Source organism: Cupriavidus sp. 09_S30 (genome assembly GCF_056930435.1).
This window is the reverse complement of the sequence record NZ_JBXOWI010000002.1, coordinates 1,230,570-1,243,902: the sequence shown is the minus strand read 5'-3', so window position 1 is coordinate 1,243,902 and position 13,333 is coordinate 1,230,570. Positions and strand designations below refer to the sequence as shown.

9 protein-coding genes and 1 pseudogene are annotated in these 13,333 nt (G+C 67.6%); 5 read left to right on the top strand and 5 right to left on the bottom strand.

Going from position 1 to position 13,333, the window contains the following annotated elements; all coding sequences use genetic code 11:
* Positions 1 to 66 precede the first annotated feature (66 nt).
* Both AC1Z3O_RS25725 and AC1Z3O_RS25720 read right to left on the bottom strand, forming a co-directional pair.
* A pseudogene (locus AC1Z3O_RS25725) lies at positions 67 to 3,241 on the bottom strand (efflux RND transporter permease subunit).
* 62 nt (positions 3,242 to 3,303) lie between these two features.
* Positions 3,304 to 4,536: an efflux RND transporter periplasmic adaptor subunit gene (locus tag AC1Z3O_RS25720; protein ID WP_483518781.1), complete on the bottom strand. Its 1,233-nt coding sequence runs from the start codon at positions 4,534 to 4,536 to the stop codon at positions 3,304 to 3,306.
* 178 nt (positions 4,537 to 4,714) lie between these two features.
* Here AC1Z3O_RS25720 and AC1Z3O_RS25715 point away from each other — a divergent pair, with 178 nt between their 5' ends.
* The 4 genes from AC1Z3O_RS25715 (at position 4,715) to AC1Z3O_RS25700 (ending at position 9,351) form a co-directional block, all read left to right on the top strand.
* A complete protein-coding gene (locus tag AC1Z3O_RS25715; protein WP_483521996.1) occupies positions 4,715 to 6,223 on the top strand; it encodes an efflux transporter outer membrane subunit in 1,509 nt (502 codons plus the stop codon).
* A gap of 8 nt (positions 6,224 to 6,231) precedes the next feature.
* On the top strand, positions 6,232 to 6,888 hold the full coding sequence (locus AC1Z3O_RS25710) for a DUF746 domain-containing protein (protein WP_483518779.1): 657 nt from the start codon (positions 6,232 to 6,234) through the stop codon (positions 6,886 to 6,888).
* A 158-nt stretch (positions 6,889 to 7,046) separates the two neighbouring features.
* Positions 7,047 to 8,627 (top strand): fatty acid--CoA ligase, encoded by a 1,581-nt coding sequence (locus AC1Z3O_RS25705; RefSeq protein ID WP_483518777.1) that lies wholly within the window; start codon positions 7,047 to 7,049, stop codon positions 8,625 to 8,627.
* 304 nt (positions 8,628 to 8,931) lie between these two features.
* A complete protein-coding gene (locus AC1Z3O_RS25700; protein WP_483518775.1) occupies positions 8,932 to 9,351 on the top strand; it encodes a hypothetical protein in 420 nt (139 codons plus the stop codon).
* A 59-nt stretch (positions 9,352 to 9,410) separates the two neighbouring features.
* On the opposite strand, the gene AC1Z3O_RS25695 is transcribed toward AC1Z3O_RS25700, so the two are convergent.
* From AC1Z3O_RS25695 to cls, 3 genes are all read right to left on the bottom strand, one after another.
* Positions 9,411 to 9,716, bottom strand: a complete 306-nt coding sequence (locus AC1Z3O_RS25695; RefSeq protein WP_483518773.1) for a hypothetical protein — start codon at positions 9,714 to 9,716, stop codon at positions 9,411 to 9,413.
* Positions 9,717 to 10,095: 379 nt separating this feature from the next.
* Complete coding sequence (locus AC1Z3O_RS25690; RefSeq protein WP_483518771.1) at positions 10,096 to 10,764, bottom strand: TetR/AcrR family transcriptional regulator; 669 nt, start codon at positions 10,762 to 10,764, stop codon at positions 10,096 to 10,098.
* A gap of 146 nt (positions 10,765 to 10,910) precedes the next feature.
* Complete coding sequence (gene cls, locus AC1Z3O_RS25685) at positions 10,911 to 12,344, bottom strand: cardiolipin synthase (protein WP_483518769.1); 1,434 nt, start codon at positions 12,342 to 12,344, stop codon at positions 10,911 to 10,913.
* 240 nt (positions 12,345 to 12,584) lie between these two features.
* On the opposite strand from cls, the gene AC1Z3O_RS25680 reads away from it, so the two are divergent.
* Positions 12,585 to 13,331, top strand: a complete 747-nt coding sequence (locus AC1Z3O_RS25680; protein ID WP_483521994.1) for a DUF169 domain-containing protein — start codon at positions 12,585 to 12,587, stop codon at positions 13,329 to 13,331.
* Positions 13,332 to 13,333 lie beyond the last annotated feature (2 nt).

Genomic DNA, 13,333 nt, shown 5'->3' with positions numbered 1-13,333 from the left:
ACGGCCCCGGCGAGGCGGCACCCCTGCCGGGGCGCAGCGCCACCGCCGCTACCGCCGCCACGGCTGTTACACGCCGGCCTCCGCCGTCGGCCCACCATGACTGTCCCCACCGCGCGCGTCCTTGCCCAGGAAGACCATGCGCAGCGCCGGCACGATCACCAGCAGCATGATCGGCCCGACCAGCATGCCGCCCACCACCACCGTGGCCAGCGGCCGCTGCACCTGGCTGCCGATGCCGGTGGAGATCGCCGCCGGGAACAAGCCGATACAGGCCGACAGCGCGGTCATCAGCATCGGCCGCATCCGGTGCTGGGCGGCGTGGAACATAGCCTCGCCCGACTGCAGGCCCTGCCCCCGCAGATCGTTGTAGTAGGTGATCATCAGGATACCGTCCATCACCGACACCCCGAACAGCGAAACGAAGCCGATCGCCGCCGAGATGCTGAAGTCCAGCCCCGTCAGGAACAACGCAGCCACGCCACCGGCGATGGCGAAGGGAATGCCGGCCAGCGCCATCAGGCTGTCGCGCAGGGAATTGAACAGACCGTACAGCAGCACCAGGATCATCACGATGCTGATCGGCACGATCACCGCCAGCCGCTGCTTGGCCTGCTCCAGCTCCTCGAACTCGCCGGCCCAGTCGATGCGGTAGCCCTCGGGCAGCTTGACGTTGCGGGCGATGCGGGCCTGCGCCTCCTCCACCGTGCCGCCCAGGTCGCGCCCGCGCACGCTGAACTTGACCGGGATGAAGCGCTGGTTGCGTTCATGGAAGATGTAGGACGCGCCGGTGTCGAGCGTGATGTCCGCCAGTTCGCGCAGCGGGATGTAGGCATTGCCCCCGCTCGAGGTCTGGTAGGCCACCTTCAGGTTGCGGATGGCGTCGATATTGTTGCGGTACTCCGGCGCGAGCCGCACCGTCAGCGCGAACTGGCGGTCGCCTTCCAGGATCGTGCTGGCCTGGGTGCCGCCGAGCGCAGCCTGCACCACGGTATTGACGTCACCTGTGTTGAGGCCATAGCGCGCCGCCGCCTCTCGGTTGATGCGGATGTTCAGGTTGGGCTGGCCCAGTACACGGAACACGCCCAGGTCCGTCACGCCCTTGACCTGCGACATCTCATGCTCGACCTGGTCGGCCAGCCGCTCCAGGGTATCGAGGTCGCGCCCGACGATCTTGACTGAGTTGGCGCCCTTGACGCCGGACAGGCCTTCCTCGACGTTGTCCTGGATGTACTGCGAGAAGTTCAGCGAGATGCCGGCGAACTCATCATTGAATTCCTTCTGCACCTGCGCCACCAGCTTGTCCTTGGTCATGCCCGCGGGCCACTGGTCGAAGGGCTTCAAGGGCACGAAGAACTCGGCGTTGAAGAAGCCTGCGGCATCGCTGCCGTCATCCGGGCGGCCGTGCTGCGACACCACCGTCGCCACCTCAGGATGACGCAGCAGGATCTGGCGCATGCGGGCGACCGGTGGCACGCCGGCTTCCAGCGAGGCGGTCGGCGGCATCGTCGCGCGGATCCACAGGTTGCCTTCCTCCAGCGCCGGCAGGAACTCGGTGCCCAGGCGCGTCATCAGCAGGCCGGTCGCCACCAGCACGCCGGCGCCCACGATCACCGCGAAGCGCTTGTTCGACAGCGACCACTTCAGCGTGGGCGCGTAGATGCGATGCAATGACCGCACCAGCCAGGTCTCCTTCTCCTCGATATGCTTGGGCAACAGGTAGCTGCACAGCACCGGAGTGATCGTGAAGGTGGCGATCAGCGCGCCGAGCAAGGCGTAGCCGTAGGTACGCGCCATCGGTCCGAAGATCTGGCCTTCCACGCCCTGCATGGTGAACAGCGGGACGAAGGCCGCCACCGTGATGGCGGCCGAGAAGAAGACCGCCTTGTCCACCTGCAGCGCGCTGACGAAGATCATGCGCAAGCGCTCCGGCACCCGCATGCCGAGGATGCGCGCCTCTCGGCTGGCCAGCAGCCTGGCCTGCTCCGCCATCGGCATCTGCAGGTTGCGGAACACGTTTTCGACCAGGATCACCGATGAATCGACAATGATGCCGAAGTCCACCGCCCCCACCGAGAGCAGGTTGGCCGACTCCCCGACCAGCACCAGGATGATGATGCTGAAGAACAGCGCGAATGGAATGTTCACGCTGACGATGATCGCGCTGCGCAGGTCGCCGAGGAAGACCCACTGGATGAAGAACACCAGCAGGCAGCCGAACAGCAGGCTGTGCAGCACGGTGTGTGTGGTGACCTCGACCAGGGTGGAACGGTCATAGTACGGTGCGATCTTGACGCCGGCAGGCAGCGTGCCGTCGCTGTTGATCTTCTCGATCTCCGCTTTCACGCGTGCCACCACCTCGTTGGTCTGCAAGGTGCGGTTCATCACCACGATGGCGGTCACCACATCGTCTTCATTGTCCCGGCCCGACCGGCCCAGCCGGGGCGTGTAGCCGATCTTGACCTTGGCCACGTCCTTGACCTGCACCGGCACGCCATTGCTCTGCGTGAGGACGATCTGCTCGATGTCCTTGGTGTCCTGGACCAGGCCTACCCCGCGGATGTTGACCGACTGCTGCCCGAAGTTGATGGTGCGGCCGCCCACGTTGATGTTGGCGTTGCCCAGCGCGGTAACGATCTGCGGCAGCGTGACGTTATAGGCCTCGAGCTTGTGCAGGTCGGCCTCGACGTCGTACTCCTTGGTGGTGCCGCCCCAGACTGACCACCTGAGCCACGCCGGGCACGGTCTTCAGGCGGCGTTGCAGCACCCAGTCCTGGATCGTGCGCAGATTGGTCAGGCCGAAATGCGGCGGACCCTTGAGCTGGTAGCGGTAGATCTCGCCGACCAGGCTGGAGGCCTGGATCTGCGGCTGCACGTTGTTGGGCAGGCTGACGTTCTGCTGCAGCGCCAGCGCGGCCTGCGTGTAGGCGAAGTAGTAGTCGAGGCCGTAGCGGAAAGTCACGCGCACGAACGACAGCCCGTAGAAGGACGTCGAACGGATGCTCTCGACGCCGGGCGTGGCCGCAAGCCCGACCTCCATCGGCACGGTGTAGTAGCGCTCCATCTCCTCGGCGGACAGGCCGGGCGCCTGCGCCGTGATCTCCAGGATCACCGGCGCGGGATTGGGATAGGCCTCGATGTTCAGCTTCGAGAAGGCGAACAGGCCGGCGCCGGCGAACACCAGCAGGAACAGCATGATCAGCGGTCGGCGCGTCAGCGACAGCTTGAGAATGGCACTCAGCACGGTTTTACCTCGTGTTCAGCCCGGTGCTCGGGTGGCGTGGGGAGAGCGGGCGCATCATCGGTTCAGGTGCCGGACATGGCGGCGGCGTTGCTGATGAACAGCGCGCCCTCGGTCGCGGCCAGCTCGCCGGGCTTGACGCCGTCGACGATCTGGACCACGTCATCCTGGATCAGCCCGATCTTCACGACGCGGCGCGTGAAACGCTTGCGGTCGGAGGTGACCCAGGCGGTCATGGTGCCGTCGCCCTCGCGCACCACGCCGTCCACCGCCAGCGCTGCCGAGCGGATCGGGTCGCCGGTGCGGATCTCGAACGAGGTGAACATGCCGGGGCGCAGCTCGTGGTGCGGGTCCTCGATCTCGGAGCGCACCAGTACGCGGTGCGTGCCCGCATCGACCGTGGCACCGATCGAGCTGACTTTGCCCTTGAAGACGCGCCCCGGGAAGGCCATCACCTTGACCGTGACCGCCTGACCCTCGCGCAGCAGCGGGCTGTCCGCCTCGGTCACGAAGGCCTGCATCCACATCGTCGAGAGATCGGACACCGTAAACGGCGCCGTGCCGCTCCCTGGCTGCACCAGCAGGCCGGGCTGCGCGCTGCGCGCGGTGACTCGTCCATCCATGGGACTGGTCACGGTGAGCACCGGATCGATGTGGCGATCCTTGATGATGCGGTCCATGTCGGCCGCGCTCCTGCCGAAGATCGCGACCGCATCGCGGGCAGCCTTGTAGGCGGCCTCCGCGGCCTGCTGGTCGGAGGTGGCCTGGTCGAGGTCTTTCTGCGCGATGCCCTGGATCTCGAACAGTCCGCGCGCGCGCTCCAGCGCGCGCATGGTGAGGTTGCGCGTGCCGGCGGCGGAAATCAGCGTGGATTCGGCCTGCACAAGGTCGGGGCTGTCGATCTCGAACAGCGGCTGGCCCTTGCGCACGTCGTCGCCGATCTTGGCGAATGTCCGCCGGATCTTGCCCTGGTAGGAAGAGAACACCTGGACCGAGCGGTTCTCGTTGAAATTGATGTTGCCGATGGCCTCGCGGCGATTGGCGAAGTCACGTTCCTCGACGGGTGCCACCTTGACGTGGACCATCTGTCCCTGGTTGAGCGTGACATCCTGCGCCCCGCGCACCTTCGCCGCGGGAGCCGAGGCCCCACCGCCTGCCGGCGAACCGTACCCACTGCCTGCCGGCGGACCGTAAAGTGCGGTCGGCTGCGTGCGCCCGGACAGGCCAAAAACCAGCCCTCCCACCACGATCGCGGCGACCGACGCCCCAATGGCGGCGGATTTGACATCGATAGGCACGGCAGACCCCCAATATGCGCAATTTTGCCGGCATGATGCGTCCAGCCCCGCGGAGCGGTCTACTGTGATCAATCACAGTACGCGCCAAATGCGATCCCTCCTAGAATCGCCGCAACCCCGAAGCCGAACGCCCGCAGGCAGATCGATGTCTCTTCCCACCCGCTCGCCGGACCGCCGTATGTACTCTCGGCGCCGCACCGCCCTAGCAGCGGCGGCGGCCGGGTGCGCCCTTCTGTCGGCTTGCGCCTTCGGCCCCGATTTCAAGCAGCCGGCAGCACCTGTCACCAACGGCTATTCGCCCGCGCCGCTGCCGGCGCAGACCACCTCGGCGGCCACCGAGGGCGGCGAGGCGCAGCGCTTTATCGCCGGCATGGATATTCCGGGCCAGTGGTGGCACTTGTTCCAGTCGCCCAAGCTGGACCACCTGATCGAAGACGCCTTCAAGGCCAGCCCCACGGTGGCTGCCGCGCAGGCGGCACTGAAACAGGCGCATGAGAACGTCAAGGCGCAGCAGGGCGCCTTCTTCCCGACGCTGCAGGCCTCGTACTCGCCCAGCCGGCAACGCAATGCCGTGAACACCATTTCGCCGACCCTGACTTCGGGCGACGAATACTTCACCCTGCACACCGCGCAGCTGGCCATCAGCTATACGCCCGATGTGTTCGGCCTGAACCGGCGTCAGGTCGAATCGCTGCGCGCCAGCGAACAGGCACAGCAATTCCAGGTCGAGGCTACCTACCTGACGCTCGCTTCCAGCATCGTCGTGGCCGCCATCGCGGAAGCCGGGCTGCGCGCCCAGATCGATGCCCAGCAGCGCATCGTCGAGATCAATACCCACCTGCTCGCCAACCTGACGCGCCAGCAGGCACTGGGCTCCGTCAGCGGGCTCGACGTCGCCGCGGCGCAGACCCAGCTGGCCCAGGCCGAACAGGCCCTGCCCACGCTGCGCAAGCAGCTCGCGCTGCAGCGAGACCAGTTGACGGCGCTGGCCGGCAAGCTGCCCGCGGACGGTCCGGCCGACACCTTCACCTTCGCCGACTTCCAGTTGCCGCAGGAGCTGCCGGTGTCGCTGCCCTCGCAGCTGGTGCGCCAGCGCCCCGACGTGCGCGCCGCCGAAGCCAATCTGCATGCGGCCACCGCGCAGGTGGGCGTGGCGATCGCCAACATGCTGCCCCAGCTCACCATCACCGGCAACCTGGGCGGCACGGCAACTGTCTTCAGCCAGATGTTCAACGACGGCAACATCTTCTGGAGCCTGGCAGGCAGTGCCACCCAGACGCTGTTCGCGGGCGGCACCTTGCTCGCACGCAAGCGCGCGGCCGACGCGGCAATGACGCAGGCCGAAGCGCAGTACCGCGCCACCGTGATCACGGCCTTCCAGAACGTCGCCGACACGCTGCACGCGCTCGACGCCGATGCACTGATCCTGCAGGCCGCGCTGAAGTCCGAACAGGCGGCAACCAAGACGCTGGACATCACCGGCAAACAACTGCAGCTCGGCCAGGTCAACGTGCTGACGCTGCTCAATGCGGAGCAGGCCTACCAGACCACCGTGCAGGCCACCGTGCAGGCACGCGCCGGCCGCTACGCCGACACCGCCGCCCTCTTCCTCGCGCTGGGCGGCGGCTGGTGGAACAACCCCACATCCATCGCGGCCGGCGACACCGGCCCCAACCCGAAACCGTGAGCCAGAGCATGCGTCAGCAGTCCGCCCTCCACGCCCCCGCTAGCGCCAGTCCGCAGCGCCGGGCCACCAGCCTGATGCACGTCTGCACGGGCAACCGCGGCGGCGGCGATGCCGAACTGGCGGCCTACCTGCAAGAGGCCTGGCGCGCCCTGCACGCCGATGCGGCCGTCGCGCCCGACTGCCCCCACTGCGGCACCGACGGCGCGCACGCCTGCGCGGCGACGGCCGATGAGCTGCCTCACTTCCGCTGCCGCCAGTGCCGGCGGCGCTTCAACCGCCTGAGCGCCACGCCGCTGGCCCGCCTGCGCCACACCGATCGCTTCGTCCCGATCTTTGCGCTGCTTGCGCGCAGCATGTCGCTGGCCGAGGCCGCCCGGCAGCTCGACGTCAAGGCGGAGACGGTGGCGCACTGGTCGACCCAGATCCGCCAGTGGCTGCTGATGCTGGACCCGAGCGGGAAATGGGAACGCCGCGTCCAGTTGGGCGTGCACTACGCGGTGGTGCCTGCAGGCACGCCCCGCCGCATGGAGCCGCGCCCCGCGGGATGCCGCTGCATGCTGGCCGGCGCGGGCGGCGAGGCGCGGCCTGTGCCCGAGAATGGCGACCTGGGCATCGAGGGGCCGCTGCTGCTGCGCGTGTGCCCGCAGTGCGACAGCGCCCGCTAGCCTGCCGGCGGGCCACGGCACAAGCCGCACGATGTGCCCGATATGCGACTTTCAGGCATAAGCAAACTCCGATTTGTTCTTTCCCTTGCGGCTGACGCAACCGTATAGTTCCCCGCTTTGCCAGGCAGCAAGGCCTGCCACACGCTGGGAGCAACGACTTGAAGCACAGCCAGACCCTGGGCGACACGCTCGCCTGGCCCGCGCGCTATCTGCCGAACAAGACCGCGCTGGTACACGGACACGGCGCGCAGCGCCGCGCCTGGACCTTTGCCGAACTCGACGCCGAGGTCAACCGCCACGCCCACGGGCTGTTGTCGCTCGGCATCGGCAAGGGCGACGTGGTGGCGGCCTTCCTGTACAACACCCCATCCTTCGTCTTCAGCCTGCTCGCGTCGGCGCGCATCGGGGCGATCTTCAACCCCGTCAATTACCGCCTGGCCGCCCAGGAACTTGCCTTCATCCTGACCGACGGCGGCGCCCGCGCCTTGCTCTTCGAGGAAGAAGGCGCGGCCGTGGTGGAAAAGGCGGCCACGCTGACACCCGGCACCGCCCACTGGATCTACGCCGATGCGGGCCCCGCGCCGGCCTTCGCCACCGCGCGCCTGGACGCCGTCGCCTCCGGCCGGCCGGATACGCCGCCGCCCATCGCAGTGGATGAAGACGACGACTGCATCCTGATGTACACCAGCGGCACCACCGGCCGCCCCAAGGGTGTGCTGCACACCCACCGCAGCAAGCTGGCCCATAACGCGCTGATGCACCAGGCCATGCGCCTGTCCCGCGAAGACGTCGGCCTGTCAGTGGCCCCGCTGAACCACACCGCCGAGCTGCACACCAGCTTCCTGCCGCGGCTGCAGGTGGGCGCGACACAGGTGCTGCAACGCCGATTCGATGCGGGCGAAGCGTTGCGCCTGGTCGAAAGCGAACGCGTTACGCACTTCTTCGCTGCCCCCACGATGGTCGGCATGATGCTCAATCACCCCGAACTGCCGGCGCGCGACCTCTCGTCGCTGCGGCTGGTGGAATACGGCGGCGCGTCCATGGCCCCCCATCTGGTGCGCGAATGGGACCGCCACATCGGCGCGCAGCTGATCCAGGTCTACGGCACCACCGAGATGGGGCCGTGCATGTCCGTGCTCTATCCGCATGAACAACTGAGCCACCCTGGCTCCGCCGGCACGCCCGCACTCAACCACGACCTGGTCGTGGCGCGGCTGCGCGAAGATGGCGAACCCACCGACCCCGCCACGCCGTGCGCGCCGGGCGAAGTGGGCGAGATCCTGGTGCGCGGGCCGTGCATGATGCGCGGCTACCTGAACCGCCCGGACGCCAACGCACGGGCACTGGCCCACGGCTGGTACCACACCGGCGACCTGGGCGAGCTCGACGCCAACGGCTACCTCTGGGTCCGTGACCGCATCGACCACATGATCAATTCCGGCGCCGAGAACGTCTATCCGCGCGAGGTCGAAGACGCGCTGATCGAACATGAAGCCGTGCTCGAAGTGGCCGTCCGCGGCGAGTCGGACGATGTCTGGGGGCAGGTCGTCAGCGCCTACGTGGTATCGCGCGCGGGCAAGCACGTCGATGCCGAGGTGCTGGACCGCTTCCTGGTGCATGGCGACCGGCTGGCCGCCTACAAGCGTCCGCGCCGCTATCACTTCGTCGAGGCGCTGCCCAAGACCACCAGCGGCAAGATCCAGAAGCACCTGCTGCAAGCCGCAACGCGGCAGGCCTGAACACCCGAGGGCCGCGGCATGGCCGAGCGGCAGCCGCGGCCGCGACGCTGGCGCGCTGCCGTTGCATTGCAGTCGCGTATCCGATAGCCGACTTACCCCCGCCTCGCGGTCTCTGCGCGCCGCCCGGAGAGGGCTTTCCCCTCCGCCAATCAGGACAAACAGCATGCGGGAAACTCGCTAGGGCCAGCCGCTGGCCCGGCGCAGGGCGCCTGCCTATACTGGCAGGCGCGCCCCGGCATTGGCTGGAAGTGTCCTAGGCGTTCCACGGAAAAACCCTAGCAAGTTTGAGGAAAGGAGAGAGAGCATGCCCAGCGAACAGTTCCTCGCCATCCAGGAGAACCGCCGTTCAGGCCTGCGCGCGCTGCGTGCGGCCTTGCTCCAGGTGCACAAGGAAGTGATCGGGTATGACCGAGGCCAGTACGAACGCTTGTACGGGCCCATCCCCTCGGGCCAGTTCGTCCAGATCGTGACTGAGGAGACCTACTTCCGCTGGCTCGACCCGCTGTCCCGCCTGATCATCGAGATCGACGAAGAGCTCGACGGCAAGGAACACCACGACGAAACCTGCCGCGCCGTTGCCGCGGCCACCGAGAAGCTGTTCAGCCAGAAGGGAGACCCCGCCTTCTGCAAGCGCTACCAGGAAGCCCTGCAGGATGAGTCCGGCGTGATCGTCGCGCACGGGCAGTTGATGAACGTGATCGGCCAGCTCAGGCAACTGGCCTGAGCCGGCATGCCGCGCCGGCGCGGCCACCGTGCGCGGTCATTGCCCCGGATCCATGCCGGCTAGTGGCCATGCATGCCGCCATGGTTGGCGTGCCCGCCATGCCAGCCTGGCCGTCCTCCGTAGTAATAGTGGTGGTAGCCGCCGCCATAGTAGCCACCGTAATAGACACCGAAGTAAGGCCAACCCGGACCGTAGTAGTACGGCCATGCCGACGGGTAATAGCCGTATGGCACGCTGCCGTAGTAATAGGGCCCGCCGTCGTAGGCATAGGCGGCCGGGTATCCATAGCCGTCATAGGCGGGATAGGCAACGCAGCCGCCTAGCAGCAACACCAGGGCAGAAGCCAAGAGCCGTGCGCGGATCATCTCGGACACTCCAGGATAATGGTTAGACACCGCCTGGCGCACAAGCATTCCGCATTCCCCTGCTTTCCTGCCTATCGGTGAGGCACAGCGGGCGAGGCACAGCGGGCGAGGCACAGCGCCGCAGCGACACGCGAGACCGGCCCTCGGCTCCCCTCCTCCCGGCCAATGATTCGGAAAATTCCTGACTTACGTTCAGCCATTGCCCGGGCGTCGCGCGGCGCTTAACAAATAAAGTTATGCCGCACCCTATGCCCGATAGGGTGTCCCCGATCTGAGGCCGTTGCCCTCCCACCTGGGAGGCCCCGCGCCTCTTTAATGTGCCGCGATGCTTCTAGCATCGCGGCTCTTTTTTTCCCAATTGCGCGGACAGCCCCAGCGCCTACAGGCCCTGCTCCACCATGTCGAGCAGGCGCTGGCCAAGCGCCTCGGCCTGCCCCTTGCCGAGCCGGCGCAGCGGGCCGTCGATCGCCAGTAAAGCCATCCCATGCACGGCGGACCACGCCAGGTATTCGGCGCCCGCGCGGCGTTCGGCAGGAAGCACGCCGGCTTCCACCAAGCGGTCGAGAGCGGCTGCCAGCAACTGGAAGGGATTGAGCCCGCTGGCGCCGGCCATCGCCGGATCAGGGGCGCTATCGCCCGGTGCCATCGCCGCGCCGCCGGCTTCGTCCGGCGGACTGAAGGCGGTGCGGAACAGGCCGGTCTGCGCCCGCGCGAACTTCAGGTAGCCGGTGCCGACTGCCCGCAGGCTGCCCCGCGCGAACTCAGCGGCATCCGTGCCACGCCGCAAACGCGCCAGTTCCGCTTCCATCGCCACCGCCAGCGCCGACAGCGCGGCCGCGCGCACGGCACCCAGCAAGGCTTGGCGGCTGGCGAAATGCCGGTAGGCCGCGTTCGGCACCACGCCCGCACGCCGCGTGGCCTCGCGCAACACCACGGCGCCCGGGCCGCCGGCGCGTGCCAGCTCGATCCCTGCCTCGAGCAAGGCGCGCCGCAGATCGCCGTGGCGATAGGTCGTGCGGCGCGGGGGAAGCGTGGCCGCCTGCGTCATGCCCTCTCCATGTGGATGCTGTCCATTTTCCTGCCAACTCGTAGTAGACAGTGTACACAATTGGCAGTGGAACGCGGCCCGCCTGCGCGAGAGACGTCCGACGGGCGCAGTGGCGTCGGCAGCCTTGCCGCGCAACGATGGGGAAATCAGAGGATGGGGGCGAACAAGGAGGCCACATGCATGGCCACGCGCTGCAGCGCCGGGCTCTCCAGGTACTCTTCCTCGCCGATGCGCGTGGCCTGGGCGAAGTCCGCTTCCAGCATCGACTCGACGTCGGCGGCAAAGCGGCGGTCGGCAGTCATCAGCATCAGCTCGAAATTGAGCCGGAAGGAACGGTTGTCGAGGTTGGCGCTGCCGACGGCGGCAGCCACATCGTCGACCAGGATCACCTTCTGGTGCAGGAAGCCCGGCTGGTAGCGGTAGATCTTCACGCCGGCGCGAATGGCCTGGTACGCGTAGAGCTTGGAGGCGGCATACACGACCAGGTGGTCGGGGCGCGAGGGAATCAGGATGCGCACATCCACGCCGCGCAGCACCGCCAGGCGCAGCACGGCGAAGACCGCCTCGTCGGGTACGAAATACGGCGTGGTGATCCACAGTCGGCGCCGCGCCGACTGGATGGCCTCGACAAAGAAGAGCGAGCAGGTTTCCTGCGGATCGGCCGGCCCCGAGGGAACCAGCTGGCAGATCATCGAGCCGGCCGGTTCGGGCGGCGGCATCAACAAGCGCGGCACCTCGCGCGCGGCCCAGTACCAGTCCTCGGCGAAGGCCATCTGCAGGTCGAGCACCACGGCGCCGCGCACCGCGATATGGGTGTCGCGCCAGGGTGCCAGCGGCGGGTGCTTGCCCATGTATTCGTCGCCAACGTTCAAGCCCCCGGTGAACGCGTGCTCGCCGTCGACCACGACCAGCTTGCGGTGATTGCGGAAATTGATCTGGAAGCGGTTGACGAACCCCCGTCGCGTGGCGAATGCGCGCGCGCGCACGCCGGCCTCGGACAGCGCGCGTACGTAGTGCCTGGGCAGCGCATGGCAGCCGATGCTGTCGTAGAGGAAGTAGACCCGGACGCCGGCCGCGGCGCGCTCGCGCAGCAGTTGCAGCAATCGCTGGCCGAGATCGTCATCGTGCACGATGAAGAACTGCACCATGACCACCTCCCGCGCCTGCGCGATGGCTGCGAAGATGGCATCGAAGGTGGCCTGCCCGTTGATCAGCAGACGTACGTCATTGTTGGCCAGGCAGGGTACGCCGGTCAGGCTCGGCAGCGCGTGCATGCCGGCCAGGGGCGGCACCGGCACGACGCTGGCGCGCCGCGCCTCGCGCTCGTCCGACTTCATGTCATCGGTCAGCTCGCGAATCCGGTCGGCATTGAAACGCCGGGCACTGACATAGCCGGCGAAGCGGCTGCGCCCGAGTATCAGGTAGGGCACCAGCGCCACGTAGGGCATCATGACCAGGGAACCGGCCCAGGCGATGGCGCCGGGCGCCGTGCGGACCGTCATCACGGCATGCAGCGCGGCAAGCATGCCAACGGCGTGGAAGCACAGAACGACGATTGCAATCGTGCTGGGACTGAGCATTAGCGGCGTCTCGCGGCGCGCAAGGACGAGTGACGATGCCGCTATTCTGGCATAGCCTGCGCCCAACGCCGCCGCGCGGCCGGCGAAAGCGAACGGCGGCCCGGGTGTATCGTTGCCCCGGCGGCCGCGCGACGCGGGCTTGGCCCACCGCGCTAAGCCGCAAGACAACGACAAAGGAACCCGCCAATGCCAAGCAATAACGAGGAGACACGCCCCATCGCATCCGAGGACGGCGCCGCCATGGCCGAGGCCTTGTACCGCCTGTTGAGGCTGCGCACCACGCCTGTCTGCATGCAACTGTTCGAGGACGTGGCGGACATGGAAGCCATCCCGCGGATCCGCCGCCCTTCCGCCGTGCACACGACCGATCAGATCGTCGGACAGGCGGCCCGGCTCGGCTTCACTGTGGGCATCACGGCCGACGATCTGGTGGGGCAGCAATGCGGCGCCGTCATCGGGCTGATGCCGCAGGACGAGACGTGGCTGGCCGGCGAAGCCATGGCCGGCGTATGGTTCGCCACGCAGCAGGACTCCGCCGCACACCAGCGCGCCATGCACTGCGTACCCTTCGGCCGCTATCGCGCCATGGCCGTGTCACCGCTGGCATCGGGACGCCTGCCGGCTCCCGACATCTGCCTGGTCTACGCCAACCCTGCGCAGATGATCCTGCTGATCAACGGCCTGCAGTGGTCCGGCTACAGGAAGCTGGAATGGGGCGCCGTGGGGGAATCCGCCTGCGCCGACTCTTGGGGACGTGCGCTGGCAACCGGCGAGCCCAGCCTGGCGCTGCCTTGCTTCCCGGAACGGCGCTACGGCGGCGTGCCCGACGACGAACTGCTGATCGCACTCAAACCCGAGCAATTGGCCAAGGCCATCGACGGGCTCCGGCATCTGGCCGGCAACGGCCTGCGCTACCCCATCCCGCCCTATGGCGTGCAAGCGGATGTGCGGGCCGGCATGGCGGTCAGCTACGGCAAGAAGACCTAGTC